Source organism: Promineifilum sp. (SeqCode) (genome assembly GCF_041918635.1).
Lineage (GTDB): Bacteria > Chloroflexota > Anaerolineae > Promineifilales > Promineifilaceae > Promineifilum.
In genome coordinates, this window is sequence record NZ_JAYRVJ010000239.1 from 1 (window position 1) to 3,606 (window position 3,606).

The window sequence follows — 3,606 nt, forward strand, 5'->3', positions numbered from 1 at the left end:
CCTCCTTTCCTTGACACTGCCACAAACGCCCCATGTCCTACATGATACCTATCGCCCACTCTATCTGATTTGCGCTCTTTAGGCAGCTTCTAGGTTCGATGACACCACGTCAGACGAGTTCAAGATAGTTTCACTATCCGGGAGTGAGAGTCATGATCAAATGGGAACCCATGCTCTTCGTTGTCTGCCTGCTCGTTACCGGCAGCGCCTGCACGCCAACCACGCCTCCGGAGTCCGCCGTACAAGCGTTGCGGATCACCAATGCCGGCGCGGAAGACATCTACGATCTGATCATCCTGTTTCCGGGCGAGACGCCGGCCGAGACGGCGCGAATCGCGTTCGGGAACGTCGCTGCCGGCGAAACCACGGCGTACCAGGCGGTTCCCCACGGCGTGTACCGCTATGCCGCCTATGAATACACGCTCGACGGCGACACTCTCCACCAACCGGTCATGGATTGGGTAGGGGAACAACCGCTCGCGGGAACGCGCTTCACCTATCAGATCGCGCTGGACACGACGCGTACAGGGCGACCAGATGCAGCTTATCGGCGTGCAACCAGAGGCCCAGAATAAAGCATCCACAGATTCCACAGATTACACAGATTTAAGAAGAAGCTCACACAAAGACGCAAAGAGCGCAAAGCCCAGATTTGTTCTGGGCTTTGCGCTCTTTGCGTCTTTGCGTGCGAATGCTTCTTAAACCGGGTCGGTTAGCCGGAACTCTGGCGCGCGGGCGGGCACGTAGTTCTTGTCCCGCCAGGGCGTGAAGCGCAGGAACAGCCGCATCAGCGTCCAGCCAATGCTGACGATGATGGGGTAGTTGAGCAAGTAGGCGTAGCGCGCCGCCCACGTGCGCAGGCGCAGTTGCTTGAAGAGCGGGTGCGCCTTCAGCCGGTCGGCGTAGGTGGCGAAGCTGAAGTCGTCGCGGGCGAAGGCGTCGGCGATGGCCTCGGCCGCCGGATCGCCATAGCCCAGGGCGAAGGAGATGCCCTCGCCGAACAGCGGGTCGGCCCCGGCCGCGTCCCCCACCAGCAGCACGCGCGGCTCGGCAAAGCGACCGTCGCTGCTCCACCAGCGGATGGGATGCCCCTTCAGTTCGTACTTGTCCAGGTCGCGCCCCCGCTCGCTCATCTCCTCGCCCAGCACCCCCTTCAGGTCGGCCTTCGGCTTGCGCGGCACGGCCCGGCTATCGAAGACGCCCCGGTTCATGTACGGCTTGCCCTTGACATAGCTGGGGAAGTCCCAGTAGTACCCCTGCAAGTGGTCGTCCATCGGCGTGAAGTCGAAGACGGCCACCGCCTCGCGGAACTCGGGCTGGGCGGCGGGGTCTTCCGGGGTCAGCACCTCCACCAGCCGGGCGACACGCGAATCATCGTCCCACTTCAGCTTGCGCCGCACGAAGCTGCGCGAGCCATCGGCCCCCACCAGCACTTTGGCGTGGAAGGTCGCCTTGTCGGTGACGACCTCCACGTAGTCGGCGTGGGGCGCGATCTGCGTCACCGCCTCCCCCTGCCGCACGCGCACGCCCAGCCGCTCGGCCGTCCGCACCAGCCAGTGATCGAACTCGTCGCGCCGGATGATGCGGAAGACGGGGTTGCCGTAGAAGGAGTAGCGCTTGTCGTGGTAGAGCAGCCGCACCTCCTTCACCTCGAAGCTGCGCGGCTCCAGCGGCAGCCCCAGGTTGGCCAGGATGTTCTGGCCGATGTGGGTCAGCCCGCCGCCGCACAACTTCTCGCGAGGATGGACGGCCTTGTCCACAATGACGATGCGCCCGGCCCAGGCCGGGTCCTTCTTGACCAGGTGGAGCGCCGTCGAACTCCCCGACGGGCCTGAACCGACAATTAGAACGTCAACTACTTCAACTTCGGACATAGCTCATGTATTAAGTGACAAAAAGAGAATCCACAGATTTCACTCGACTGTCTTCATCCGCGATGACATCGATTTTAAGCCATCTGCGTCATCTGTGAAATCGGTGGATTCTTCACTCTTAACGCACGGCGAAAGGCTGGAAGAGCGTGTAACGCAGCGGGACGGCGGTGCGGGTGGTGGCGTCGGGGCCGTCCGGAGCGCGTTCGACGTTGCCGGCCACGTCCACCCCATAGGCGCGAAACTCGTAGACCAGCGCCGGGTTAGGCGGCGCGAATTGGGCCGAGGTCAGGCGCGTGTTGCTCAGCCAACTCGTCCAGCCTGTCGAGCCGGCGGCGCGCACATCGACCTGATAGCGGTCCAGCCCCGACAGCGCGTCGCGGCCGCTCCAGTTGACGTGGTAGCGCCCCTCGCGTGTCAGGAAGAAGATGGGCGCGTTCACCGCCGACTGCGGCGGCGTGGCGTCCAGGCTGAAGCGCGTCGGCCGGCTGGAAATGAGCGGCGCGCTCTCCCGCGACAGCAGCACCCGCCAGTAGAGATCGGCGTAATCCGCGCCGAAGGTGTGGCTGTGACTCGTCACCACGCCCCACCAGCTCTGGTTGATGAGCACGTTGGTGAAGCCGTAATCCACGGCCACTTGTAGCGTGGTGAACTGCACCGTCTCCGGGTTCGTCACCTGCCAGGTGAAGGCGACCGCGCGGTCGGTCTTCCAGATGTTGGTCGTTGGGGCGACGTTGGTCGCCACGGGCGGCGGCGGCGGGGGCGGCGTCGAGAGTGGCAGCAGCCGGACGGCGTCGAACCAGACGCCGAGGTCGTTGTCGCCGGTGATGTCGGTCAGCCGGATGACGTTGCCGTTGCCCTGGCGCAGGTTGTACTCGCCCAGAGTGATCCACAGGCCGACGTTGGCCTGTTGGTTGACCGTGCGCGTGCTCGTGCCGTCGGCGTGGTGAATGGTGTAGGTAGCGCTGCCGGTCTCGTTCCGGCCGGTGCGGCAGTAGGGCACGTACACGTCGATGCGATACCGGCCGGTGGCGGGCACGTTGGGCCGCCACTCGCCCCAATTGGTGCTCAGCGCCGGGTTGCTGGTGGACCAGGTATACCAGGCGTGGTTGTTGAAGCCGCACAGGTAGGGCGGCGCGTACCAGTTGCCGGTGCTGCTGCGGGTGAACGTCCCGGTGGCGTCGTCGGCGTAGATGAACGGGTCGGATCGGCCCAGCCGGCCGGCGATCTCGTTGCGCAGCCAGGGGATGAGCAGGTGGGCCTGGTCGCCGGGGCACTCCGTCGTGCCGTACACGTCGCGGTGGCCCATCAGGTGGGGCAGGCCCCAACTGATGTTGGGCAGCGTCCGGCTGGCGTCAAAGACGTTGATGCCGCGCTGATCGGCCTTCCAGGCCAGCAGTTCGACGGCGGCGTTGAGCATGGCCGGCGGCGGCTTGATGCCCGATGGCGCGGCGGTGAACGTGCCGAGCAGCGACGCGGCCATGCTGCCCTTGTTGGCCCCGGCGGCGTGCGTGCCGACGACGTTGTCGCCGCCGTAGTGCCCCTCGTAGATGACGCCGTTGGGGTCGATCAGGTAATTGTAGCCGACGTCGCCCCAGCCCCGGCTGTAGGTGTGGAAGTTCCAGATAGCGCGCACCGTCGCCGGCCAGTCGGTGATGCCGTTGTTGGAGACGGTGTGGTGGACGATGAGGTGGCTGACCGGGTGGTATTCCAGCCCGTCGCTGTAGACGCAGTC

The 3,606-nt window shown here is 64.9% G+C and carries 3 protein-coding genes; 1 reads left to right on the forward strand and 2 read right to left on the reverse strand.

Features of this window, described 5'->3' with window-relative positions:
* Positions 1-152 precede the first annotated feature (152 nt).
* Positions 153-575 carry a hypothetical protein gene (locus ACE3UY_RS08115; protein WP_374687040.1) on the forward strand — a complete coding sequence of 141 codons (423 nt, stop codon included), beginning with the start codon at positions 153-155 and terminating at the stop codon, positions 573-575.
* Positions 576-698: 123 nt separating this feature from the next.
* On the opposite strand, the gene ACE3UY_RS08120 is transcribed toward ACE3UY_RS08115, so the two are convergent.
* Positions 699-1,874: an FAD-dependent monooxygenase gene (locus ACE3UY_RS08120; RefSeq protein ID WP_374687041.1), complete on the reverse strand. Its 1,176-nt coding sequence runs from the start codon at positions 1,872-1,874 to the stop codon at positions 699-701.
* Positions 1,875-1,992: 118 nt separating this feature from the next.
* Positions 1,993-3,606 (reverse strand): N-acetylmuramoyl-L-alanine amidase (locus ACE3UY_RS08125; RefSeq protein WP_374687042.1); only part of this gene is annotated, 1,614 nt, incomplete at its 5' end.